We start from the raw sequence: 1016 nt of genomic DNA on the forward strand, positions 1-1016 counted from the left end.
AATAGTGCGCCTGGATATTCAGGAAATTCAAAGCTATAAAGACGCTCTTTCAGCTGTTTAGAGGGCTTGCCACCGATCATGTAACGAATGTGCAGTTTGGCCATTTCATCGTCGGACAAATCAACGACTGGGTAGCCACCTTCGCGTAGATCGCGAATGATGTTATCCAGCTCTTCCTGACCGCCTTGCAGGCGTACACCAACAAAGATATTCGCCAGTTCATCATCGTTATAACGGTAGTTAAACTCGGTGACAGCGCGGCCGCCAATCAGATTACAGAATTCAAAGAAAGCGCCTTGGCGTTCTGGAATCGTCACGGCCAATAGACCTTCACGCTTCTCACCTAATTCACAACGCTCTGAAACATAACGTAAACCATGGAAGTTGGTATTTGCGCCAGACAGCACCGTGGCAAGGTTTTTGTTTTCCAGTTGGTTTTGCTCAACAAACTTCTTCAAGCCAGCAAGCGCAAGCGCCCCGGATGGTTCAGCAATCGCTCGAGTATCCTCAAAAATGTCTTTTACGGCAGCGCAGATTTCATCGCTTGAAACCGCCACATGACCATCAATGTATTTCTGACACAAGCGGAACGTTTCTTCACCGATGCGTTTTACCGCCACACCATCAGCAAACATGCTGACTTGGTCGAGTACCACTGGCTCACCAGCATCAAGCGCCGCTTTCAGACAAGACGAGTCTTCAGGTTCGACGGCGATGACTTTGATTTCTGGCATCAGTTGCTTGACCAGAACTGCTACACCTGCGGCCAAGCCACCGCCTCCAACCGGCACGAAGATGTAGTCGAGATGACCATTTTGCTGCAGCATTTCCATGCCGATGGTGCCTTGACCTGCGATCACCAATGGGTGATCGAAAGGGGGCACAAACGTATAGCCGTGTTGTTCTGACAAGCGTTCGGCCTCGGCTTTGGCTTCATCAAAGTTGCTGCCGTGCAGCACCACATTGCCACCGAAACTGCGTACCGCATCGACTTTGATGTCTGGTGTGGTTTTTGG

At 50.2% G+C, this 1016-nt stretch carries 1 protein-coding gene; it reads right to left on the bottom strand.

The window, feature by feature from the left end; all coding sequences use genetic code 11:
• A partial coding sequence (gene ilvA, locus R7Q41_RS24435) for a threonine ammonia-lyase, biosynthetic (RefSeq protein ID WP_318144761.1) occupies positions 1-1016 on the bottom strand: 1016 nt, incomplete at both ends.

This window comes from Vibrio sp. 2096, assembly GCF_033339595.1.
Lineage (GTDB): Bacteria > Pseudomonadota > Gammaproteobacteria > Enterobacterales > Vibrionaceae > Vibrio > Vibrio alginolyticus.